Annotated in this window: 20 protein-coding genes; 6 read left to right on the top strand and 14 right to left on the bottom strand. The window is 50.7% G+C overall.

From position 1 onward, the window contains the following. Positions 1 to 298 precede the first annotated feature (298 nt). Positions 299 to 814 (top strand): zinc uptake transcriptional repressor Zur, encoded by a 516-nt coding sequence (gene zur, locus AACU19_RS14455; protein ID WP_001353540.1) that lies wholly within the window; start codon positions 299 to 301, stop codon positions 812 to 814. A 41-nt stretch (positions 815 to 855) separates the two neighbouring features. On the opposite strand, the gene AACU19_RS14460 is transcribed toward zur, so the two are convergent. The 4 genes from AACU19_RS14460 to dgkA form a co-directional block, all read right to left on the bottom strand. Further along, positions 856 to 1,065, bottom strand: coding sequence for a CsbD family protein (locus AACU19_RS14460; RefSeq protein WP_001030595.1), 210 nt, complete (start codon positions 1,063 to 1,065; stop codon positions 856 to 858). 115 nt (positions 1,066 to 1,180) lie between these two features. Continuing rightward, complete coding sequence (dinF, locus tag AACU19_RS14465; RefSeq protein WP_123057665.1) at positions 1,181 to 2,506, bottom strand: MATE family efflux transporter DinF; 1,326 nt, start codon at positions 2,504 to 2,506, stop codon at positions 1,181 to 1,183. Positions 2,507 to 2,578: 72 nt separating this feature from the next. Next, on the bottom strand, positions 2,579 to 3,187 hold the full coding sequence (gene lexA, locus AACU19_RS14470; protein WP_000646078.1) for a transcriptional repressor LexA: 609 nt from the start codon (positions 3,185 to 3,187) through the stop codon (positions 2,579 to 2,581). Positions 3,188 to 3,296: 109 nt separating this feature from the next. Further along, on the bottom strand, positions 3,297 to 3,665 hold the full coding sequence (dgkA, locus tag AACU19_RS14475) for a diacylglycerol kinase (protein WP_000002907.1): 369 nt from the start codon (positions 3,663 to 3,665) through the stop codon (positions 3,297 to 3,299). Between the two features lie 170 nt (positions 3,666 to 3,835). Here dgkA and plsB point away from each other — a divergent pair, with 170 nt between their 5' ends. Further along, on the top strand, positions 3,836 to 6,259 hold the full coding sequence (gene plsB / locus AACU19_RS14480) for a glycerol-3-phosphate 1-O-acyltransferase PlsB (protein ID WP_105277369.1): 2,424 nt from the start codon (positions 3,836 to 3,838) through the stop codon (positions 6,257 to 6,259). A 154-nt stretch (positions 6,260 to 6,413) separates the two neighbouring features. On the opposite strand, the gene ubiA is transcribed toward plsB, so the two are convergent. From ubiA to malK, 6 genes are all read right to left on the bottom strand, one after another. Next, the gene (ubiA, locus tag AACU19_RS14485; protein WP_000455227.1) at positions 6,414 to 7,286 is read right to left on the bottom strand and encodes a 4-hydroxybenzoate octaprenyltransferase; all 873 of its coding nucleotides are present in this window, start codon (positions 7,284 to 7,286) and stop codon (positions 6,414 to 6,416) included. A gap of 12 nt (positions 7,287 to 7,298) precedes the next feature. Further along, positions 7,299 to 7,796, bottom strand: coding sequence for a chorismate lyase (gene ubiC, locus AACU19_RS14490; protein WP_001353542.1), 498 nt, complete (start codon positions 7,794 to 7,796; stop codon positions 7,299 to 7,301). Between the two features lie 221 nt (positions 7,797 to 8,017). After that, positions 8,018 to 9,598: a SopA family protein gene (locus AACU19_RS14495; protein ID WP_105279083.1), complete on the bottom strand. Its 1,581-nt coding sequence runs from the start codon at positions 9,596 to 9,598 to the stop codon at positions 8,018 to 8,020. Positions 9,599 to 9,826: 228 nt separating this feature from the next. After that, positions 9,827 to 10,747 (bottom strand): maltose operon protein MalM, encoded by a 921-nt coding sequence (malM, locus tag AACU19_RS14500; protein WP_000783444.1) that lies wholly within the window; start codon positions 10,745 to 10,747, stop codon positions 9,827 to 9,829. A 151-nt stretch (positions 10,748 to 10,898) separates the two neighbouring features. Beyond that, positions 10,899 to 12,239 carry a maltoporin LamB gene (gene lamB, locus AACU19_RS14505; protein WP_000973662.1) on the bottom strand — a complete coding sequence of 447 codons (1,341 nt, stop codon included), beginning with the start codon at positions 12,237 to 12,239 and terminating at the stop codon, positions 10,899 to 10,901. 71 nt (positions 12,240 to 12,310) lie between these two features. Continuing rightward, the gene (gene malK / locus AACU19_RS14510; RefSeq protein ID WP_000179165.1) at positions 12,311 to 13,426 is read right to left on the bottom strand and encodes a maltose/maltodextrin ABC transporter ATP-binding protein MalK; all 1,116 of its coding nucleotides are present in this window, start codon (positions 13,424 to 13,426) and stop codon (positions 12,311 to 12,313) included. Positions 13,427 to 13,790: 364 nt separating this feature from the next. Here malK and malE point away from each other — a divergent pair, with 364 nt between their 5' ends. The 3 genes from malE to malG all read left to right on the top strand — a co-directional run bounded on the left by malE (position 13,791) and on the right by malG (position 17,584). Further along, positions 13,791 to 14,981 carry a maltose/maltodextrin ABC transporter substrate-binding protein MalE gene (gene malE, locus AACU19_RS14515; RefSeq protein WP_000695398.1) on the top strand — a complete coding sequence of 397 codons (1,191 nt, stop codon included), beginning with the start codon at positions 13,791 to 13,793 and terminating at the stop codon, positions 14,979 to 14,981. A 153-nt stretch (positions 14,982 to 15,134) separates the two neighbouring features. Continuing rightward, positions 15,135 to 16,679 carry a maltose ABC transporter permease MalF gene (gene malF, locus AACU19_RS14520; RefSeq protein ID WP_105279084.1) on the top strand — a complete coding sequence of 515 codons (1,545 nt, stop codon included), beginning with the start codon at positions 15,135 to 15,137 and terminating at the stop codon, positions 16,677 to 16,679. 14 nt (positions 16,680 to 16,693) lie between these two features. Next, a complete protein-coding gene (gene malG / locus AACU19_RS14525; RefSeq protein ID WP_001252058.1) occupies positions 16,694 to 17,584 on the top strand; it encodes a maltose ABC transporter permease MalG in 891 nt (296 codons plus the stop codon). A 93-nt stretch (positions 17,585 to 17,677) separates the two neighbouring features. Here malG and psiE read toward each other — a convergent pair whose 3' ends face one another. Then, on the bottom strand, positions 17,678 to 18,088 hold the full coding sequence (psiE, locus tag AACU19_RS14530) for a phosphate-starvation-inducible protein PsiE (RefSeq protein WP_000202899.1): 411 nt from the start codon (positions 18,086 to 18,088) through the stop codon (positions 17,678 to 17,680). A gap of 214 nt (positions 18,089 to 18,302) precedes the next feature. Here psiE and AACU19_RS14535 point away from each other — a divergent pair, with 214 nt between their 5' ends. Next, positions 18,303 to 18,581 (top strand): periplasmic protein, encoded by a 279-nt coding sequence (locus AACU19_RS14535; protein ID WP_001295279.1) that lies wholly within the window; start codon positions 18,303 to 18,305, stop codon positions 18,579 to 18,581. A 46-nt stretch (positions 18,582 to 18,627) separates the two neighbouring features. On the opposite strand, the gene AACU19_RS14540 is transcribed toward AACU19_RS14535, so the two are convergent. Genes AACU19_RS14540 through AACU19_RS14550 form a run of 3 tightly spaced genes read right to left on the bottom strand, consistent with a single transcriptional unit; the run spans position 18,628 to position 22,096 of the window. Further along, the gene (locus AACU19_RS14540; protein WP_105279085.1) at positions 18,628 to 20,724 is read right to left on the bottom strand and encodes a YjbH domain-containing protein; all 2,097 of its coding nucleotides are present in this window, start codon (positions 20,722 to 20,724) and stop codon (positions 18,628 to 18,630) included. Next, entirely contained in the window at positions 20,724 to 21,461 is a 738-nt protein-coding gene (locus AACU19_RS14545) for a capsule biosynthesis GfcC family protein (protein ID WP_105279086.1), read from the bottom strand. Before AACU19_RS14545 ends, AACU19_RS14540 begins: the two co-directional genes overlap by 1 nt. Continuing rightward, positions 21,458 to 22,096 (bottom strand): YjbF family lipoprotein, encoded by a 639-nt coding sequence (locus tag AACU19_RS14550; protein WP_002433024.1) that lies wholly within the window; start codon positions 22,094 to 22,096, stop codon positions 21,458 to 21,460. The genes AACU19_RS14545 and AACU19_RS14550 overlap by 4 nt, the downstream gene beginning before the upstream one ends. Positions 22,097 to 22,185 lie beyond the last annotated feature (89 nt).

Genomic DNA, 22,185 nt, shown 5'->3' on the forward strand with positions numbered 1-22,185 from the left:
CCGAGCTGTATCATTCTTATAATTCATTTGACAAAAAGCCACTATCAAAAACCGCTCATAATTTCTGATCTGTAGGCATACTTTCAAACGCATTTAAATAAATAGCGAGTTAACTTCAAGCAATGTATTTAAAAATGGAGTAATAATTATTGTCATGTTGATAATGGTGTCACCTGGCTATACAACACCTTACCTATGAAACAGAAAATCAACATTACAACAACAATAAGGGTTCTCGGTGTTTTTCCTGGAACATGGTAAAGTAAGGACATTCTTAACCCACACCTTGAGGTGCCCGATGGAAAAGACCACAACGCAGGAATTATTAGCGCAGGCTGAAAAACTCTGTGCGCAGCGTAATGTGCGCCTGACCCCGCAGCGCCTGGAAGTGTTACGCCTGATGAGTCTGCAGGATGGCGCTATCAGCGCTTATGATCTGCTTGATTTGTTGCGCGAAGCTGAACCGCAAGCCAAGCCGCCAACGGTTTACCGCGCGCTAGACTTTCTCCTTGAGCAAGGGTTTGTGCATAAAGTTGAGTCCACCAACAGCTATGTGCTCTGTCATCTGTTCGACCAGCCAACGCATACTTCAGCTATGTTTATTTGCGATCGCTGCGGTGCGGTGAAAGAAGAGTGTGCGGAAGGTGTGGAGGACATCATGCATACGCTGGCGGCAAAAATGGGTTTTGCCCTTCGGCATAATGTGATTGAAGCACATGGATTATGTTCAGCATGTGTAGAAATAGAAGCATGTCGTCATCCTGAACAGTGCCACCATGACCACTCTATTCAGGTGAAAAAGAAATCTCGCTAACAGGGCGTACATCCTTGTACACGTCGGGCAGAAGGGATTAATTACCAGCGATATTCATTGCGGGTTTCCCAATCCACGACCTCTTTTTCTGCCTGATCTTTCTGATAACCATAACGTTCCTGGATTTTACCGACCAGTTGATCACGTTTACCTTCAATGACCGTCATATCATCATCGGTCAGTTTGCCCCATTGCTCTTTCACTTTACCTTTAAACTGTTTCCAGTTACCGCCGGCTTCATCTTTATTCATAATCAAGACCTCATCGTTAGGTTGTGAATGAGAGTACGCTCACTTTTCTTCTGAACGTGAGATTAAGTGTAGTCAGGAATTTTACCCAGGATTATTTATTCAGAATTTTTAACCGTCACGTTGCTGCAAACCAGGTACCGTTGCGCCAGTGACGCTGCCAGATAGCTGCCAGAGAAAGCCCGCGCAACGCCAGAAAGACGGTTAACGCCAGCCACAAACCATGATTACCCAGCCACGGCAGCGTAAGGAGCGTCAGCGCAAAACCTGCGGCGGCCACCGCCATACTGTTACGCATTTCGGCTGCGCGCGTTGCGCCTATAAACATGCCGTCCAGCAGATAACACCAGACGCCAACCAACGGCAAAATCACCTGCCAGATAAGATAGCGGTCAGCCAGCTGCTGAATCTGGGTTAACGACGTCAGCAACGCAATGATGTGTTCCCCTGCCAGCAAATAAACCACCGAAAACAGTAACGCTACGATCCCCGACTGGCGGCACGCTGCCCGCCAGACATCCAGCAACTGGCTACCGTCGCGCGCACCGTATGCCTGACCGGAATGTGCTTCAACCGCGTAGGCAAAACCATCAAGCGCATAGGCGGTAAAGGTGAGTAGCGTCATCAGAACCGCGTTTACAGCGATGATGTCACTTCCAAGTCGTGCGCCAAGTACGGTGATCGCACCAAAACAGAGTTGCAGCAACAGCGAGCGCAGCATGATATCGCGGTTAAGCGCCAGCAAACGGCGGAAATTACCTCGCCAGGCTTTTTTCAGCATTTCGCCGGAGATACCGCGTATTTTGATGATTTTACGCACTATTAGCAGACCAATCAGCAATGTTGCATATTCTGCAATAACCGTCGCCAGCGCAGCGCCCTGCACGTTCATATGCAGCCCCATCACCAGCCAGACATCCAGCACTATGTTGAGAATATTGCCGACTACTAACAAAATTACTGGCGCACGGGCATATTGCACGCCGAGTAGCCAGCCAAGTAACACCAGATTCGCCAGCGACGCCGGTGCGCTTAACCAGCGGATTTCAAGAAAGCGCCGCGCCTGTTCCAGCACTGCTTCGCTACCGCCAACAATATGCAGCGCCAGATCGATAATCGGCGTACGCAGCAGCGCAATTAACGCCCCAGCCCCCAGAGCCAACAGCAACGGCTGTACCAGCGCACGGGCTAATGCCTGGGGATTTTGGGCACCATAAGCCTGCGCAGTAAGCCCGGTGGTGCTCATGCGCAAAAACAGCAACAGCATAAAGAGAAAGCTGGTCGCCGTTGCACCAACCGCCACACCGCCCAGATAAACCGGACTATCAAGATGACCAATAACCGCCGTATCGACCAGCCCAAGCAACGGGACGGTGATATTGGAGAAAATCATGGGTAAGGCGAGATGCCAGAGTGCTTTATCAGATGAAGTGAGGAATGCCATGCAGACAAGCCTGATGAAGAGAGATGAAAAACAAACCGCGACGCCAGGCGGCATCGCGGTCTCAGAGATATGTTACAGCCAGTCGCCGTTGCGAATAACCCCAACCGCCAGCCCTTCAATCGTGAAGCTTTGCTGACGAAGGTCAACGACAATCGGTTTAAACTCACTGTTTTCTGGCAACAGTTCGACTTTATTGCCCTGTTTTTTCAGACGCTTAACGGTAACTTCGTCATCAATACGAGCGACGACGACCTGACCATTACGTACGTCCTGAGTTTTATGCACAGCCAGCAAGTCGCCATCCATAATGCCGATATCTTTCATCGACATCCCGCTGACGCGCAGCAGGAAATCCGCATTCGGTTTGAACAAGGAAGGATCAACCTGATAATGACCTTCAATGTGCTGCTGCGCCAGAAGCGGTTCACCGGCAGCCACACGACCTACCAGTGGCAACCCCTCTTCCTCTTCCTGTAACAGACGAATCCCGCGTGATGCGCCGGAAACAATTTCAATAACGCCTTTGCGTGCCAGCGCCTTCAGATGTTCTTCAGCCGCGTTTGGGGAACGGAACCCCAAACGCTGCGCGATTTCCGCACGCGTCGGCGGCATACCTGTCTGGCTGATGTGATCACGGATGAGATCAAACACCTCTTGCTGCCTGGCCGTTAACGCTTTCATTCCGCCCCCTGGGTGTATATACAGTTATGCTGTGAGTATATACAGCAAAAGGCGATTTTGGAACCATAAACTGCACAATAAACCAGAGATTTATCGAATTCTGGAAGGGTTATCCAAAATGCGACCATAACAGGATGCACCAGGTAATCACGGCGACGATAATCGCGATCAGTACCGCAGCGGACCCCATATCTTTAGCGCGTCCGGAAAGCTCATGGTATTCAGAGCCAATTCGGTCAACCACGGCTTCAATGGCACTATTGAGAATTTCCACAATCATCACCAGCATGACGGAGCTGATAAGCAGCACGCGAGTAATCGCGTCCACATCCAGCCAGCAGGCGATGACCACCGCCAACAATACCGCTACGCCTTCCTGACGGAATGCCGCTTCGTTGATCCATGCCGCGCGTAACCCCTTCCAGGAATAGCCAGCAGCTTTGATAATTCGAGTGAATCCAGTGGTATTATTGGCCATTGAAAGAACCTTTTTACATTATGAGCGTCAATATCAGTGTACCGTTAAATCCGATGATTCGGGTTTGCGTAACGCCGCGCGAAACATGAGCGGATACCACAGAATTTCCCATGAGTTTCTGCTATCCTTGCCGCGCATTTGCATTATTAACCAGAGGCTTTACATCGTTTATGTCCGGCTGGCCACGAATTTACTACAAATTACTGAATTTACCATTAAGCATCCTGGTAAAAAGCAAGTCTATTCCGGCAGATCCTGCCCCGGAACTGGGACTGGATACCTCTCGTCCAATTATGTACGTTTTACCGTACAACTCGAAAGCAGATTTGCTGACGTTGCGCGCCCAGTGTCTGGCACATGACCTGCCTGACCCCTTAGAGCCGCTGGAGATTGACGGCACGCTACTGCCGCGCTATGTGTTCATTCACGGCGGGCCGCGTGTGTTCACCTATTACACGCCGAAAGAAGAGTCTATTAAGCTGTTCCACGACTATCTCGATTTGCACCGTAGCAACCCAAATCTGGATGTGCAGATGGTGCCAGTATCGGTGATGTTTGGTCGCGCGCCGGGGCGTGAAAAAGGCGAAGTGAACCCGCCGCTGCGTATGCTTAACGGCGTACAGAAATTTTTCGCTGTACTGTGGCTCGGTCGCGACAGTTTTGTGCGTTTCTCGCCGTCAGTTTCGCTGCGCCGTATGGCGGATGAACACGGCACGGATAAAACTATCGCGCAGAAACTGGCGCGCGTGGCGCGTATGCACTTTGCTCGTCAGCGTCTGGCTGCCGTAGGTCCACGTCTTCCTGCCCGTCAGGATCTGTTTAATAAGCTGCTCGCCTCCCGCGCCATTGCCAAAGCGGTAGAAGATGAAGCGCGCAGCAAAAAAATCTCCCATGAAAAAGCGCAGCAGAACGCCATTGCACTGATGGAAGAGATTGCGGCGAATTTCTCTTACGAGATGATTCGCCTGACTGACCGTATTCTGGGCTTCACCTGGAACCGACTTTATCAGGGCATTAACGTCCATAACGCTGAGCGCGTTCGCCAGCTGGCTCATGACGGTCATGAGCTGGTATATGTGCCTTGCCACCGCAGTCACATGGACTACCTGCTGCTTTCTTACGTGCTCTATCACCAGGGGCTGGTGCCACCGCATATCGCCGCCGGGATCAACCTGAACTTCTGGCCTGCCGGGCCGATTTTCCGCCGTCTGGGTGCGTTCTTTATTCGCCGTACGTTTAAAGGCAATAAGCTCTATTCCACCGTTTTCCGTGAGTATCTCGGCGAACTATTCAGCCGTGGTTATTCCGTCGAGTACTTTGTGGAAGGCGGTCGTTCCCGTACGGGGCGTTTGCTTGACCCGAAAACCGGTACACTGTCGATGACCATTCAGGCGATGCTGCGTGGCGGCACGCGTCCGATTACGCTGATTCCGATCTACATCGGTTATGAGCACGTCATGGAAGTGGGTACTTACGCCAAAGAACTGCGCGGTGCAACGAAAGAGAAAGAGAGCCTGCCGCAGATGCTGCGCGGTTTAAGCAAGCTGCGTAATCTCGGTCAGGGTTACGTCAACTTCGGTGAACCAATGCCGTTGATGACCTACCTTAACCAGCATGTACCTGACTGGCGTGAATCTATCGATCCCATCGAAGCGGTGCGTCCGGCCTGGTTAACGCCGACGGTCAATAATATTGCTGCCGATCTGATGGTACGCATTAACAACGCAGGCGCGGCAAACGCCATGAACCTGTGCTGTACTGCGCTTCTGGCGTCACGTCAGCGCTCACTCACCCGCGAGCAGTTAACCGAGCAACTCAACTGCTACCTGGATCTGATGCGCAATGTACCTTACTCCACGGACTCTACCGTTCCTTCAGCCAGCGCCAGCGAGCTTATCGATCACGCGCTGCAAATGAACAAGTTTGAAGTCGAGAAAGACACTATCGGCGACATCATCATTCTGCCGCGCGAACAAGCAGTGTTGATGACCTACTATCGCAATAACATTGCGCATATGTTGGTGCTGCCTTCGTTGATGGCGGCAATTGTCACCCAGCATCGCCACATCTCCCGTGACGTATTGATGGAGCACGTCAATGTGCTTTACCCCATGCTGAAAGCGGAGCTGTTCCTGCGTTGGGATCGCGACGAGTTGCCGGGCGTTATTGATGCGCTGGCAAATGAGATGCAGCGCCAGGGACTGATTACCCTGCAAGATAATGAATTGCATATCAACCCGGCGCATTCTCGCACGCTACAGCTGCTGGCCGCAGGCGCGCGCGAAACGCTGCAACGTTATGCCATCACCTTCTGGCTGTTGAGCGCCAACCCGTCGATCAACCGCGGTACGCTGGAGAAAGAGAGCCGCACCGTCGCGCAACGTCTCTCCGTGCTGCACGGTATCAATGCGCCGGAGTTCTTCGACAAGGCGGTGTTCAGTTCTCTGGTGCTGACACTGCGTGATGAAGGGTATATCAGCGATAGCGGCGACGCCGAACCGGCAGAAACGATGAAGGTGTATCAGTTGTTGGCGGAGTTGATTACATCAGACGTGCGTTTGACGATTGAGAGTGCGACGCAGGGCGAAGGGTAATCAGTGAGAATTGCCGGATGCGGCGCAAACGCCTTATTCGGCCTACCATGATCTGCAAATTCAATAAATTGCGATATGTTGTGTAGGCCTGAGAAGCGCAGCGCATCAGCCAGCCCAGAAGAAAGCCGGATGATCATCCGGCTTTTTTACATCATCAGAAATGCCAGTAACTCATTGCCAGCCCTAAAAACAGCACCAGGCCAACATAGTTATTATTCATAAATGCCTTAAAGCAGGCTTCTCGCTCACGGTTGGCAATCAGTTTTTGTTGATAAACAAACAGCGCGCCAGCCACCAGAATTGACCAGTAATATCCCCAGCCTAAGCCATTTAACTCACCGATGATCGCCATCAGCGCCAGTACGCCAATCTGCAAAATACCAATAATCAATTTATCGTATTGGCCGAACAGGATTGCGGTGGATTTAATGCCAATCTTCACATCATCATCGCGGTCAACCATCGCATACTGCGTGTCGTAAGCCACCGCCCAGAGAATATTGGCGAGGAACATTAACCAGCAACTCAACGGCACCGACTCACTCACAGCGGCAAAAGCCATTGGAATCGACCAGCCAAACGCCGCCCCCAGCACCACTTGCGGTAGATGGGTATACCGCTTCATAAACGGGTACACCCACGCCAGCGCCAGCGCGGCAATCGACAACAGAATGGTCATCGTATTTAGCGTCAGCACCAGTAAAAACGAAATCAGTACCAGCACGACAAACAGCGCGCGCGCCTCTTTCTCTGTTACCGCGCCGCTGGGAAGTGGTCGGTTCGCCGTGCGCTTAACATGACCATCGAACTTGCGGTCAGCATAATCATTCACCACACATCCGGCAGCGCGCATCAGCCAGACACCCGCGACAAACACCGCCAGGATCCAGAGCTGAGGAACGCCCGGTGTCGCCACCCACAACGCCCATAATGTTGGCCAGAGCAGCAGTAACGCGCCAATTGGCTTATCCGTACGCATTAAGCGATGAAACGCCAGCAGCTTATTCTGCGTCAGACTCCACTCCATATTTTTTTCCTCTTAGTACAACGGTGACGCCGGTAAAAACAGTTCGGTTAGCAACAGCGGTTTACCGCTTAATCGCAGGCGGGAACGTCGCCCCCACAGTCCGGCATCACGGCCTATCTCAATAAAGTCCCGGGTTAATGTCGATGATGTGAACAGATAGCGCCCTAACGGCGTTTTACCCAATTTTTGTAACGCCAGCTCCGGCCCGCTTAACGTTGACTCAGGAACGACGGTACGACCGGCAAGCCACGGTTCACCATCGGCACATAACAAAATTTCACGTAACCAGTAACGGGACTCTTTCGGCAACAATGGCAGTTCTTCGTGGATTTCATTCTGCCCGACAAACCCTTCGCGGATCATCGTCACGCTCACTGTTTTTCCCTGCTGCTCAAAACGTTTCGTCATGGAATCTTCCAGCAACAACCAGTCGAGCAGTTGCGGATCCAGGGAAGGGATCTCTGTAAAATAGCGCAGCGCACGCAGTTGCGTTAACGCGGGGTGTGACATGCCGAACTCTCCGTTACATAACGTAAAGGCATTGTATCGCAGAAAAGTGTTTACGGGAGATGTATAGCAAATTAAGTGATCTAATGCGCAACAAAAACGCAACAATCGCATGAAGTGATAAAACGCTGTTGAACCTTACGCTTGCCGATGCCCGTGCTGGCAAGAGCAACCATAGGGGCATCACCGCCCGGGATGCCAGGAATGGTGATGTTTTCCTTTACTTACACACCTTTATTCTTTTTATGGATAGCTCGCCAACTTGCAGTAAAAATTGGGAAAAGCGCATGTTCATCATGAGATGTGGAGCCGAAAAGTGTTTCCGGAGTAATATTAACAGGCAGCATTTCATGTCTGGATTTAAAGATATAGGTGGATTTCCAATGGGTATCTTTTGTAGGATTCAACATATCATGTAAGCGCTGGGAGCTTACCACCATAACTGGCCCATCATCGACAGAGGAAAACAGGATAAAGATATTGTCGTTTTGTGTTAATTGCTTGGCGTTAAATGTTCTTAAATAATCGTCAACTTCTTTAAATACAGGTGATATATTATCACTGCGTATCCACTCTTTATAAAGATACCAGGCATTTTCTCTGATAATCTCATCCGATGATCGTAGAGCCTGATCGATAAGTTGGATAAAAAAATTATTATTTTGATCAATCAACCATTTATTCACACGAAATCTATTAATGAAAGTATTCATCTGTGTGACATCAAATTTCACCTTACTAAAACGATGTTGACGCATAAAAATATCGAACTTATCATCTTCATCATGATATAAATAGCTACGTATAATTGGATTGCTCACATAAGGATAATGACTAAATGTGTTTTTCATATTCTCAATAAAGTTTTTATTAACAATATTAAGAATTTTTAATTGTATCACCAGTTTGATTGCCAGAACGGATTTTAATTTCACTGCATTATCAGGCAACGTATTAATCATTTGGATAATGCCATTGATATAACCATCAAGATCTTCATTACCAAATATATCTGAGTAATCAATCGTTAATGCCAATTTCTCTGTAATGCAGTCTTTAAAATTCCCTGTCGACATTCGCACATGATCAAACATAACAGCTGTCAGATTCGATTTAATAAATGATATTTCTTTGGTAGAAAGAAATTCTGCTCTGGTGAAGTGCGAAGCATAAAGATAACAATTATCGAAGTTTGAATTTTTAATCTGACATTCGCGAAAATTACCATGACCAAAGTTACTCTGAGAAAAGTCAACGGTATCAAGAATATTTTGGCTAAAATCAACACATTCGCCACTCGTTTTGAGAAAAATCACATTGTGTAAACGTCGACATTTAAATATGACATTATTAACTGTTGCCTTAGTAAAATTGCAATTCTCAATTTCTTTACATTCGAAAGTTGCATGTTGTAGATTTGACGATAAAAAAGATACCTCCGAAATAACGTCACCTTTAAAATGGCAACTTGTTAAATCCAAATCAGACAGGTCGATATACCCCTGCGCATCTTTATCCATCAGAAAATCACAAGCACACTCTATTTTTTCATTTCTATAAAATTTTACGCTTATAATATCATTACTGATTGAGACTTCACGAAACATATTTATTGAATGATTTTTTTCGTTCCGTTGTTTTATATTTAAAAATATATTGCTGATATAAATAAAATTTTCTCGATTTAACCTTGGTACCCCATTGAAATTACGTAGTAAATCAAGATCTAATTTATTATTTCCTTGCACCACATCATGTTTCATCAAAGAGCTATTGCCGCCAGAATTTGTGATATGACCTATCATAAAACCTCTGTATTACAGAAATAAAATAACCTGGAAAAGTAGCCTGAGCGTCCAGACACTACCGGGGATAGGAAAAGAATCTCTGATATGGCATTGAGATAATGCACATTCTTAGTGAAGAAGAAGCGAAGTACTATAAAAAATCGCTCATATCCCAGGAAATAAGCATAAAAAAAGGTGCGCCAGGAGACGCACCAGTTGTTGCAAAATCAGCACTGTGGGGCGTAATTACCCCTTGCCTTTTACACTGCTGATAAAGGTGGAACGGGCAGATGTCGACCCCAGGCGTTCAGCTTCATCAAGCAGTTTTAACGCCTTATCAACATCACCTTTCGCGACAGCGTTTTTGATCGCGGTATTAAAATAACTTTCCGTGTCGTTGAGCATCGGCTCGCTTTTCTTCACCGGTGCCGGAGCGGGTGCAGCCACAGCTGGTGCCGCCGTGTTGCCTACCGTAACCGGAGCTGGAGCGGAAGAACCAAATAGAGGCCCCACCAACACGCTGGAACTGGAGTTCGTTTTCACTTTCAGTTTCAGTAAGCCATCGGTGGTATGACGAGCAACCGGATCGGGAATATCCGGGATCGAGTTACCGACGCCTTTGGCATAGGCTTTTGCCGGGTCGAGCAGTTGGGTCGTCTGCTGGAGATCTTTTTCCGTGGTAAAGACCAGAACATAAAGTTTTTGCTGCCCCAACGCCGGTGTCAGGCGCATAACACCTTCCAGCCGATCTGCACTCATCACGCCTGGTTCCTGGTAGGTGAAATAACTGCTGGGGAAGAAGGCTGATGGGGTCATGTTCTGATCAAGAATCAGCACGTTCGGCGCAAATACGCTGGTTTGTTTGTTCACTTCGCTGGTCAGCGTTAGTGTCAGTTCGCCAATGTTTGCCGGGACGCTGTACGCAGCAACCGGACCACTGATGCCGGGGACGTTCAGTTGTTGGCCGCCGGTCGCCAGTTGGGTGGTCTGGGTTTTCGATTGATCGACCGGTGTCCAGGTGAGTTGTTGCAGCGCGGCAGATGGAATGGCTGGCGCGTCGCTGGTGTTTTGCGGTACGTAGTTAACATCGGCAAGGCTGATTCCAGGCGCGCTTGCCAGCAACCCTGCTGATAAACAGAGGGCGATGAGACTTTTATTCATTTTCATTGTTTTCACCTCAAAATCTGGAGTTCAGCGGTAGCCAGGCAATAGCGCGCCAAACCCGATAATCAGAGGGGCTTTCGCCCCTTTCAGATAATGACAACCTGTTTTTATGCCGGATGCGGCGCGAACGCCTTATCCGGCCCAGGTTTTGCTATTACCACCAGATTTCCATCTGAGCACCGAAGGTCCACTCGTCGCTGTCGCCACGTCCGAAGCTGCCGCCGTTGAAATCAGCTGGAACAGCTTTGCCGTAGTATGGGTTGGTTGAAGAGCTACCGTTGTAGTCATAACCCCATTTCTCATCCCACTTGGCGTAGGTTGCGAAGACACGAATAGCCGGGCGTGACCAGATGCTGTCGCCAGCCTGCCATTGTTGCGCGAGGGTAATTTTGTACTGATTGTTCTTGTCACCAGTGCGCTGGGATTCGACGTTGTCGTAGCCGATTTCCATCACGGTGCTCATGATTGGCGTCCACTTATACATCGGGCGAATACCGACGGTCCACCATTTGGTGCCGTTGTCGTTATCCCAGTTGATATCCTGGTACATACCCACGTACATCATGTCCCAGTTGTCGCCCATGGAGATCGCACCATGGTCGAGGATACGAAGCATGTGACCGTTGTTATTGATATTGTAGGCAAATTTTTCGTTATCAAACGCAACGCCAGAACCCTGCGACAGACCTTTACCCTGTGAGGTCATCGAGTCAGTAGCGTACTGAACAACAAACTTGTTAAAGCCCTTCAGGACACTCTGAGTATGTTCAGCAGTGAATAACCAACCGTCTTTCGATGCGCCATCAACCAGACGATAGTTATCACGCAGATTGGCACGACCGTAGTCGACACCCAACTCTAACGTGCCGCCCGGGTTGATTTCCATCTGTGCTAAACGTACGTCGAATACATCGTTCGCGGTTTCGTTGGTATAGTCATAAATATTATTGCTGGCGAAAGAGGAAGAACCACCAGCTTCAGAGGAACGGGTTGCTGCCAGAGAGAGTTTACCAAAGCCAACATCGATGTTTTCCAGACCGGCACCAGGACCAGAAATATCCCAGTAGTAGAAGTCGATCATATGAACGTCATGACGTTGGTAGAAACGCTTACCTGCCCAGATGGTGGAGCCTGGCAGCCATTCAATCAGGTTTTTACCCTGCACGTTTGCTTCACGGAAGGCTGGATCGGTAGCTTCCCAGTCATTTTGTTGCGCGACGGAATAGGCCACGTTAGTGTCGAAATAAAAGCTCTTATCGCCCTCTTTCCACACTTCCTGACCCAATTTTAATTCAGCATAAGTTTCACATTCGTTGCCAAGACGGTATTTACTTTGAGCACCGGTAGTCTGGAAACACTGTTGTTCGCCGCCGCTACCTGTCCAGCCAATACCGGAACGTGCATAGCCGTGGAAATCAACAGCCATTGCCTGAGCAGACATTACGCCCGCTGCGACGGCAACCGCCAGAGGAAGTTTGCGCAGAGTAATCATCATTCTATCTCCTGAGTCATTGCTTTTCTTTTTTCACATCACCTGTGACAGGCTTTGTGTGTTTTGTGGGGTGCTTAAACGCCCGGCTCCTTATGCAGTCGACGACATGCAGTGCCATCCTCACGGAACAGATGGCAACGCTCTGGCGGCAGGCCGATAGCGAATGTGGCACCTTCTTCTACCAACACCACGTCGTTCTGGCGGTACACCAGGTTTTGACGAATGGAAGGGATCTGGATATGGATTTGAGTTTCGTTGCCGAGCTGCTCGACGACCTGAACTTCACCCTCAAGGATGACGTCAGCGATATCACTCGGCAGTAGATGTTCCGGGCGAATCCCCAGCGACATATTGGCTCCAACCTGGACATCACGGCTTTCAACCGGCAGCCAGACTTGCTGACGATTCGGCATCGGCAGTTCCACCTGCACTTGATCGATTGCGGTGGCGGTCACTTTTACCGGCAGGAAGTTCATCTTTGGCGAACCGATGAATCCGGCGACAAAGCGGTCTGCCGGATAGTGGTACAGCTCCAGCGGTTTCCCAACCTGCGCCACGCGACCGGCGTCCAGCACCACGATTTTGTCGGCCAGCGTCATCGCTTCGACCTGATCGTGGGTGACGTAAATCATCGTGCGGCCCAGGCGTTTATGCAGGCGGGAGATTTCGATACGCATTTGCACACGCAGTGCAGCATCGAGATTGGAGAGCGGTTCATCGAGCAAAAATACGCTTGGCTCGGCCACCAGCGTACGGCCAATCGCCACACGCTGACGCTGACCACCGGAGAGCGCTTTCGGTTTGCGATCCAGCAAATGCGCCAGTTGCAGCACTTCCGCCACCTGGTTAACGCGTTGGTTAATCACCTCTTTTTTCGCGCCTGCCAGTTTCAGGCCAAATGACATGTTTTCTGCTACTGACAGGTGGGGATAGAGCGCGTAAGACTGGAACACCATACCAACGCCGCGTTCTGCTGGCGGTGTGTCATTCATCCGTTTCTCACCGATGAACAGGTCGCCGCTGGTGATCGTCTCAAGCCCGGCAATCATGCGCAGTAAAGTCGATTTTCCGCAGCCAGACGGCCCGACAAACACCACGAATTCACCTTCATGGATGTCGAGATTGATATCTTTCGATACCACGACCTCGCCCCAGGCTTTCGTTACATTTTGCAGCTGTACGCTCGCCATGCCCTTCTCCCTTTGTTACAACCTGTCATCGACAGCAACATTCATGATGGGCTGACTATGCGTCATCAGAAGATGGCTTAAATCCTCCACCCCCTGGCTTTTTTATGGGGGAGGAGGCGGGAGGATGAGAACGCGGCTTCTGTGAACTAACCCGAGACCATGTAAGGAATTTCGTGAAGTTGCTTGCAAAAATCGTGGCGATTTTATGTGCGCATCTCCACATTACCGCCAATTCTGTAACAGAGATCACACAAAGCAACGGAGGGGCGTAGGGGCAAGGAGGATGGAAAGAGGTTGCCGTATAAAGAAACTAGAGTCCGTTTAGGTGTTTTCACGAGCACTTCACCAACAAGGACCATAGATTATGAAAATAAAAACAGGTGCACGCATCCTCGCATTATCCGCATTAACGACGATGATGTTTTCCGCCTCGGCTCTCGCCAAAATCGAAGAAGGTAAACTGGTAATCTGGATTAACGGCGACAAAGGCTACAACGGCCTCGCTGAAGTCGGTAAGAAATTCGAGAAAGATACCGGAATTAAAGTCACCGTTGAGCATCCGGATAAACTGGAAGAGAAATTCCCTCAGGTTGCGGCAACTGGCGATGGCCCTGACATTATCTTCTGGGCGCACGACCGCTTTGGTGGCTATGCTCAATCTGGCCTGTTGGCTGAAATCACCCCAGACAAAGCGTTCCAGGACAAGCTGTATCCGTTTACCTGGGATGCCGTACGTTACAACGGCAAGCTGATTGCTTACCCAATTTCTGTCGAAGCGTTATCGCTGATTTATAACAAAGATCTGCTGCCGAACCCGCCAAAAACATGGGAAGAGATCCCAGCGCTGGATAAAGAACTGAAAGCGAAAGGTAAGAGCGCGCTAATGTTCAACCTGCAAGAACCGTACTTCACCTGGCCGCTGATTGCTGCTGACGGGGGTTATGCGTTCAAGTACGAAAACGGCAAGTACGACATTAAAGACGTGGGCGTGGATAACGCTGGCGCGAAAGCGGGTCTGACCTTCCTGGTTGACCTGATTAAAAACAAACACATGAATGCGGACACCGATTACTCCATCGCAGAAGCCGCCTTTAATAAAGGCGAAACAGCGATGACCATCAACGGCCCGTGGGCATGGTCCAACATCGACACCAGCAAAGTGAATTATGGTGTAACGGTACTGCCGACCTTTAAGGGCCAGCCATCCAAACCGTTCGTGGGCGTACTGAGCGCGGGTATTAACGCCGCCAGTCCGAACAAAGAGCTGGCGAAAGAGTTCCTCGAAAACTATCTGCTGACTGACGAAGGCCTGGAAGCGGTTAATAAAGATAAACCGCTGGGTGCAGTAGCGCTGAAGTCCTATCAGGATGAACTTGCGAAAGATCCTCGTATTGCCGCCACCATGGATAACGCTCAGAAAGGTGAAATTATGCCGAACATCCCGCAGATGTCCGCTTTCTGGTATGCCGTGCGTACTGCCGTGATCAACGCCGCCAGCGGTCGTCAGACTGTGGATGCAGCGCTGAAAGATGCACAGACTCGTATCACCAAGTAATGCAGTGAAATGCCGGATGCGGCGTAAACGCCTTATCCGGCCTACAAAACCGAAACGTATGTAGGCCTGATAAGACGCGTCAGCGTCGCATCAGGCAGTTGTTGTCGGATAAGGCGTAAATGCTTTATCTGTCCTGGAATGAGGAAGAACCCCATGGATGTCATTAAAAAGAAACATTGGTGGCAAAGCGACGCGCTGAAATGGTCAGTGTTAGGTCTGCTCGGCCTGCTGGTGGGTTACCTTGTTGTTTTAATGTACGCACAAGGGGAATACCTGTTCGCCATTACCACGCTGATATTGAGTTCAGCGGGGCTCTATATTTTCGCCAATCGTAAAGCCTACGCCTGGCGCTATGTCTATCCGGGAATGGCTGGGATGGGGCTATTCGTCCTTTTCCCTCTGGTCTGCACCATCGCCATTGCCTTCACCAACTACAGCAGCACTAACCAGCTGACTTTTGAACGTGCGCAGGAAGTGTTGTTAGATCGCTCCTGGCAAGCAGGCAAAACCTATAACTTTGGTCTTTACCCGGCGGGCGATGAGTGGCAACTGGCGCTCAGCGACGGCGAAACTGGCAAAAATTACCTCTCCGACGCGTTTAAATTTGGCGGCGAGCAAAAACTGCAACTAAAAGAAACAGCCGCCCAGCCTGAAGGCGAGCGCGCGAATCTGCGTGTGATTACCCAGAATCGTCAGGCACTGAGTGACATTACTGCCATTCTGCCGGATGGTAACAAAGTGATGATGAGCTCCCTGCGCCAGTTTTCTGGCACGCAGCCGCTCTACACACTCGCCGGTGACGGCACGCTGACGAATAACCAGAGCGGTGTGAAATATCGGCCGAATAACCAAATTGGTTTTTACCAGTCCATTACCGCCGACGGCAACTGGGGCGATGAAAAGTTAAGCCCCGGTTACACCGTGACCACCGGCTGGAAAAACTTTACCCGCGTCTTCACCGACGAAGGCATTCAGAAACCGTTCCTCGCCATTTTCGTCTGGACCGTGGTGTTCTCGCTAATCACCGTCTTTTTAACAGTGGCAGTCGGCATGGTTCTGGCGTGTCTGGTGCAGTGGGAAGCGTTGCGCGGCAAAGCGGTCTATCGTGTCCTGCTGATTCTGCCCTACGCGGTGCCATCGTTTATTTCAATCTTGATTTTCAAAGGGTTGTTTAACCAGAGCTTCGGTGAAATCAACATGATGTTGAGCGCGCTATTTGGCGTGAAGCCTGCCTGGTTTAGCGATCCGACCACCGCCCGCACGATGCTGATTATCGTCAACACCTGGCTGGGTTATCCGTACATGATGATCCTCTGCATGGGCTTGCTGAAAGCGATTCCGGACGATCTGTATGAAGCCTCAGCAATGGATGGCGCAGGTCCATTCCAGAACTTCTTTAAAATTACGCTGCCGCTGCTGATTAAGCCGCTCACACCGCTAATGATCGCCAGCTTCGCCTTTAACTTTAACAACTTCGTGCTGATTCAACTGTTAACTAACGGCGGCCCGGATCGTCTTGGCACTACCACGCCAGCCGGTTATACCGACCTGCTCGTTAACTACACCTACCGCATCGCCTTTGAAGGCGGCGGTGGTCAGGACTTCGGTCTGGCGGCGGCAATTGCCACGCTGATCTTCCTGCTGGTGGGTGCGCTGGCGATCGTCAACCTGAAAGCCACGCGAATGAAGTTTGATTAAGGGAGATAACAAAAATGGCAATGGTCCAACCGAAATCGCAAAAAGCACGTTTGTTTATTACTCATCTGCTACTGCTACTTTTTATCGCGGCGATTATGTTCCCGCTGCTGATGGTCGTCGCTATCTCTCTGCGTCAGGGGAACTTCGCGACTGGTAGCCTGATCCCGGAACAAATCTCCTGGGATCACTGGAAACTGGCGTTAGGTTTTAGCGTTGAACAGGCTGATGGGCGCATTACGCCACCGCCGTTCCCGGTACTGCTGTGGCTGTGGAACTCAGTAAAGGTCGCCGGAATTTCCGCGATTGGCATTGTTGCGCTATCCACCACCTGCGCCTACGCTTTCGCCCGTATGCGCTTTCCTGGTAAAGCGACACTGCTGAAAGGCATGCTGATTTTCCAGATGTTCCCGGCGGTGCTTTCACTGGTAGCGTTGTATGCGTTATTTGATCGTTTGGGTGAGTACATTCCATTCATCGGCCTGAATACTCACGGCGGCGTAATCTTCGCGTACCTGGGGGGGATTGCGCTGCATGTCTGGACCATCAAAGGCTATTTCGAAACCATCGACAGTTCGCTGGAAGAAGCGGCGGCGCTGGATGGTGCAACACCGTGGCAGGCCTTCCGCCTTGTCCTCTTGCCGCTGTCAGTGCCGATTCTGGCGGTGGTGTTCATCCTGTCGTTTATCGCTGCCATTACTGAAGTTCCGGTCGCGTCGTTGTTACTGCGTGACGTAAACAGCTACACCCTGGCCGTGGGAATGCAGCAATACCTCAACCCGCAAAACTACCTGTGGGGTGACTTTGCCGCCGCTGCCGTGATGTCTGCATTACCGATCACCATCGTCTTCTTGCTGGCTCAACGCTGGCTGGTCAACGGACTGACGGCAGGTGGTGTGAAAGGTTAAAGATGTTGTTCTGCCAATGTTATGCCGCTACACCCTCAACTTACGTTATCCCAACTTGTGACTGTTATTCGGCGCTCTATGGAGCGCCTTTTTTTACTCCCGCTTCAGCCGTTTCGAATTACACAGCCATAAGGTGATCACCAGTAGCAGGATCGCTGCCGAGTAGATCAACACATCCAGCGGTGATTTATGATCGACGATGATCAAGCGCACAATGGCGGTGATCCCGATATAGACAAAGTAACGCAAGGGAAAGTGAAAACCGGACTGAAAGTACTTCACAATCAACGCGATAAATTCGAAATAGAGAAAGTAAACCACCAGCCCTTCCACCAGCTCATATTTGCTGGCTTGTTCTGGCGCGAACAGCACATCAGCCAGATGCACCGTTTCTTTGCCGAGGAAGACAACCAAAATCAGGCCGAGGCACAACAGGCCAAGATTGAGAACGGTCTGCAAAATGGTGGAGATAAACTCCACGCGCGGACGAGAGAGTGACGTCATAGCAGTACCTCCTTCACAATGGCGAGCTTCCTGTATAACGCAAAAATGTGACGGAGATCTATATTTTTTGTGTATGTTTTGTTCAGATCGATTAAATGGGCATCTCCCAACCAACGTCGCATCTGGCAAAACACACAGTCCAAAAAATCACCCATTCAGGTGATTCCCAGCCACCAGCAATGCGCGAAAAATCGACAATGTTCCTCTGGAACAAATGAAACGTAACCTGATAAAGGTGGTAAAAATGAAGCCTTATTTTGCTGCTTTGATGTTATCAGTCTCTGTTCTTCCTGCTTATGCTGGTCCGCTCGGTACTGCTGATAAAGCCGACCTACCGCAAAGCAATGTCTCCAGCCCAATGATGGCCCAGTCGCTCAGGCAACCAGACCTGCAACCAATATCGACGGACAGGAAAACAGAATGTTTTCGCCTTTACACACCAGATCGCAAACCGGGGGTGAACTGCGTTCCTGATGGCTCGACAGGCCATTAAGAATGAAGGTGCCAGTGAGTGCGAAAACTGGCACCTTTCCTCTGACTTAGCGGAAATTGACGCTTCGGTCGCTGGTCATGTCATACAACTGGAACTTACGCCCAAGTTGCTGACCACCGTCACGCGTCAGCGGCGTCCAGCCAATTGCCGCTCGGCTACGAGTCGGGCCAGACGAGAAGAGATCCAACGGTACAGAGATATACACGCCTTTGGTGAAGTCCCCTTCGCCGTACTCCTCTTTCGAAACATTCGTGATCGTGGCATACCCACCCACTACCACGCCGCTGTCAAAGCGTTTGGCGATTTCCAGCGTGCCGCCTTTATCCCCTGCCAGATATTGCCCGACGCTGGCTTTCACTAACACATCCTGAGCGAAAGATGGCGTCCAGTAGGCGGTCAGATGTCCGGTTTTCACGCTGTAATCGGTGAATTTCATCATATCTTTCGCGCTACGCCAGTCGCGCTGTTTAACGTAGTTAGCATCCAGACCAAACGCCCAGTTGCTATCCAGCGGGCGATACAACACCTCTGCCCCCACGCCGCCAAACATGGTTTCGAGATAACCACCGTAGACCTGACCGTAGAAGCCGTTGCCCAGATGCTGGAAGTAGTTGGCTTGCAGGTTATTCACATAGACATCATTCTGCACATACTCACGCACATGGGTACGCACGCGCGGTAAGTGCGAGTCCTGCGGCGGATTGGTGTAGTTAAACTTGTCGTAGTTGTTGGCAAGGTTAGCAAACAGGCTGCCGGTGGTCAGCAGATGGTCCGTCAGCCACAAATCCGCCGTTCCCATCACGCCCAGCTGATACATGTAAAAGTTTTCCGGGCCACCGACCGACTGGTTTAGCACCGGATCGATATGGAAATCAAAGCGTGATTTGTCGATATACCAGCCCTGCTCGGTGGACTTCGGAACCACTGGCTCGACGCGTTTTTGCGCCAGCTTCGTTTCGTGGCCCAACGGCTCTCCGGCAAGATGATTTTTCAGGCTGGCGACATCGGTTTCCGTCGTCACCTGCGGCATGTTAAGGCGATTTTCTGTAACGCGGATCGTCTTGATCCCATCCGGCAGATCGTTCATCACGATCCGATTAGCACGGATGATCCCTTCGCGCGAATCACGATATTTCACCTGCTCACCGGTGACGTACAGCGTATCGCCTTTCGTCTGGATCTGCGGATCGGCCAGTCCGGCGTTGTATTTCAACAGCGTTAACTGATTCGCCACCACCGAATGCTGCAAAATGGCATCCTGCGGCTGCGGTTGATATTGCGGACGGGCGTTATCGTTGTAGGACGGGCGTAGATCGTTAAAGTTGGTACGCAGCGTGACGCCAAACATAAAGGTGTTACCGCGTTCATAGCTAAGGTTAACGTCGGCCCAATCGGTAACGCGATAAATCGCCCCGACGTTAAACTTACTTTTTTGCTCCAGCTTCCCGGCAAAATCCTGCTGATAATTATTGCCTTCATACTCCAGTTTCAGACGCAGCGGCTGCCAGGGCGTCTGGTATTCCACGCCGCCAAACAGTGAGGCCGGACCGTGGAACATCTGGCTGCCGTCGATAGATCCCGCTTGTTTGTAGCTGTTATCGCGATAGCAATATTTGTCACTGGCTGAACAGAGCGGATTTTTCACGTTACCGCTGGTGCCCAGATATCCCCAGCCCAGGCCGAGCGTAAAATCGAATGGCCCCCAGGCTTTGCTGGCGACAAGATATTCCGCATCGAACAGCCCCGTACCGCCGATATCCCGCGCACCAACCGCCACCTGTGGCAGCCAGTAACTCTCTTCCCATAAACGCAGTTTGAGATCGAAGGCTTTATCTTTATACGTTTGATCACCAGAGAACGCTTCGACGCTGCTGTACTGCCGAGTGCGCACGTCGGTATAACGCAGCGTTGTTTCCAACCACGGGAAGAGTTGCACCGAAGCAGAGTAATAACGGTACTGATCGTTATCGCGATAGTTCAGACTCAACTCCCCTTCCCGCGCCATGCGCGCAGTAGGTGTTTGTAATAATCCTACGCCACCGAAATCCGATTGCGACGGACCAATGGGCGCAGGATATGTTTCGCCATAGCAAGCCGTGCTAATGCCCAGCGCCAGTAAACTAAGCAGATGTCTTTTTTTCATTATTGCGGTATCCGCTGCGTCAGAGTCTGAAGAATGTCAGCGTTAAGGGCATCAGGCGTCTCACTCCAGACGGAGTCCGCGAGGCCAACATAAATAATGCTGCCGGGCATCGGCTCTACGTGACGCTTGTTCCAGTAAGCCACCGGAGTTTTTTGCGTGCGTCCATCCGGATAAACGACCCACGCGTAGCTGCGATCCGCACCGCTGAGCAGGCTCTGGTCAGAGAGATAGCTCGCCACGTCGCGACCGGGAGTGAATGGCTGATTGCCAGGACGGCTGATAAGCCCGAATAACGTGACCGTGGACGGTGGTGGTCCGACCCACAGCGTGTAGTTGCCCTGCAACGGCGGGTTACCGCGTTCGGCAACGCGCACGATATCAGGATCAAGATTGATTTTTTGTCTGCCCGTCACCTTCAACGCCTGAATTTGCTGGCGTAAGGCGTTAATGGCGGCGGCATCGTCGGTGCTGGATTCTGAGGCCAGGTCTGCCAGCCTTGTCAGCAACGCCTGCTGCTGCCGTAATGCCGCCGCCGTTGCCAGCTCTTCGCTAATCACCGCACCGGGCCACCAACTGTTTGCGAGCCGCGGTTGACCTACCAGATCAATTAAATGCTCTGCGCCTGTCAGCGTTTTGGCCTCATTGCTGCCATTACTGAACACTTTGACGGTGCCTGCCGCAAAGACCGATGACGCTCCCACGCTCATAATCAACGCAGCAATAGTTTGTTTAATCATTGTTTTGCCGCCTTGATGAGAGTGGTTTTCACCGGGAAATAATCCGCGCCGAGATACTGTTCCGACTGGCGAATTTGCCCTTCGCTGTCGATCCAATAGCGGTTATGCCAGTGCGCCTGGTCGGTGGAGACTTCTTCGTCCAGCACACGAACCGGAGTTTCATCGCTACCGACTTTGACGGTATCGGTGCCATCCCATTTGAAAACCGAGCGTGCGGTGGCGTAGCGCACCTGCTGATACTCGGTCCAGCCCATCGTGCGCGTCCATGTTGCGCCATCAACAATTTGTGCGGGTTTAATCAGCGGGTCGGCGGCAAGGTTATTCACTTCAATCAGGTTGTCGCCGCCAAGCAAAGTCTTCACCAGACGACCATGTTGTGTGACGAGAGTGGCCTGATCCTGAGTGACCCATTTTTGTTGTCCGTCTTCAGCGAAGGCCAGCACCACAAACAACTGCGGCCCGCCATTAAGCTGCATGTACTGGCTGGCGTAGGGCATATTTTGAATATCATCGTCCGTCAGCTGTACGCCTGGCGTACCGAACAGACTGTCCCACAGTGAATTGCCCAGCTCTTTAGTCGTGGCTGAACAGGCCTGTAATAGCAGGCAGATAAGAATGAGTGCAGGTCGCTTCACGACTCTTCTCCAGAGGGGCAGAATAACCACACCGGAGTGTGGTTATGGTTAATCCCCGTCATACTTCAAGCCACAGATGCGATGACTCA

This window comes from Escherichia sp. MOD1-EC4550, assembly GCF_963876935.1.
Taxonomy (GTDB): Bacteria; Pseudomonadota; Gammaproteobacteria; order Enterobacterales; family Enterobacteriaceae; genus Escherichia; species Escherichia coli_F.

Excerpts from the sequence above, each read along its gene's own strand:
- lamB (WP_000973662.1), bottom strand. The coding sequence starts at position 12,239 with ATGATGATTACTCTGCGCAAACTTCCTCTGGCGGTTGCCGTCGCAGCG.
- ubiC (WP_001353542.1), bottom strand. The coding sequence starts at position 7,796 with ATGTCACACCCCGCGTTAACGCAACTGCGTGCGCTGCGCTATTTTACA.
- malM (WP_000783444.1), bottom strand. The coding sequence starts at position 10,747 with ATGAAAATGAATAAAAGTCTCATCGCCCTCTGTTTATCAGCAGGGTTG.
- AACU19_RS14545 (WP_105279086.1), bottom strand. The coding sequence starts at position 21,461 with ATGATTAAACAAACTATTGCTGCGTTGATTATGAGCGTGGGAGCGTCA.
- AACU19_RS14535 (WP_001295279.1), top strand. The coding sequence starts at position 18,303 with ATGAAACGTAACCTGATAAAGGTGGTAAAAATGAAGCCTTATTTTGCT.
- dinF (WP_123057665.1), bottom strand. The coding sequence starts at position 2,506 with ATGGCATTCCTCACTTCATCTGATAAAGCACTCTGGCATCTCGCCTTA.
- lexA (WP_000646078.1), bottom strand. The coding sequence starts at position 3,187 with ATGAAAGCGTTAACGGCCAGGCAGCAAGAGGTGTTTGATCTCATCCGT.
- malG (WP_001252058.1), top strand. The coding sequence starts at position 16,694 with ATGGCAATGGTCCAACCGAAATCGCAAAAAGCACGTTTGTTTATTACT.
- ubiA (WP_000455227.1), bottom strand. The coding sequence starts at position 7,286 with ATGGAGTGGAGTCTGACGCAGAATAAGCTGCTGGCGTTTCATCGCTTA.
- psiE (WP_000202899.1), bottom strand. The coding sequence starts at position 18,088 with ATGACGTCACTCTCTCGTCCGCGCGTGGAGTTTATCTCCACCATTTTG.
- malE (WP_000695398.1), top strand. The coding sequence starts at position 13,791 with ATGAAAATAAAAACAGGTGCACGCATCCTCGCATTATCCGCATTAACG.
- malK (WP_000179165.1), bottom strand. The coding sequence starts at position 13,426 with ATGGCGAGCGTACAGCTGCAAAATGTAACGAAAGCCTGGGGCGAGGTC.
- plsB (WP_105277369.1), top strand. The coding sequence starts at position 3,836 with ATGTCCGGCTGGCCACGAATTTACTACAAATTACTGAATTTACCATTA.
- AACU19_RS14540 (WP_105279085.1), bottom strand. The coding sequence starts at position 20,724 with ATGAAAAAAAGACATCTGCTTAGTTTACTGGCGCTGGGCATTAGCACG.
- zur (WP_001353540.1), top strand. The coding sequence starts at position 299 with ATGGAAAAGACCACAACGCAGGAATTATTAGCGCAGGCTGAAAAACTC.
- dgkA (WP_000002907.1), bottom strand. The coding sequence starts at position 3,665 with ATGGCCAATAATACCACTGGATTCACTCGAATTATCAAAGCTGCTGGC.
- malF (WP_105279084.1), top strand. The coding sequence starts at position 15,135 with ATGGATGTCATTAAAAAGAAACATTGGTGGCAAAGCGACGCGCTGAAA.
- AACU19_RS14495 (WP_105279083.1), bottom strand. The coding sequence starts at position 9,598 with ATGATAGGTCATATCACAAATTCTGGCGGCAATAGCTCTTTGATGAAA.
- AACU19_RS14460 (WP_001030595.1), bottom strand. The coding sequence starts at position 1,065 with ATGAATAAAGATGAAGCCGGCGGTAACTGGAAACAGTTTAAAGGTAAA.